Consider the following 207-nt stretch of genomic DNA (forward strand, 5'->3'; position numbering starts at 1 on the left):
AACGGCACTCTGAGCGGTTGACAACATACAACCAATTGGTTGTATATTTTCCGGGTGATCGAAGAGGACGAGGACCGGGCGGACGCGTTCTTCCACGCCCTCGCCGACCGCACCAGGCGCGACATCCTGCGGCGGGTGCTGGCCGGAGAGCATTCGGTCACGGCGCTTGCGGCGAGCTACTCGATGAGCTTCGCCGCGGTGCAGAAG

At 62.8% G+C, this 207-nt stretch carries 1 pseudogene; it reads left to right on the forward strand.

What is annotated here, in order from left to right:
• Window positions 1-54: 54 nt before the first annotated feature.
• A pseudogene (locus tag BN358_RS23920) lies at window positions 55-207 on the forward strand (transcriptional regulator); the annotation flags it as partial.

Source organism: Sedimentibacter sp. B4 (assembly GCF_000309315.1).
GTDB lineage: Bacteria > Bacillota > Clostridia > Tissierellales > Sedimentibacteraceae > Sedimentibacter > Sedimentibacter saalensis.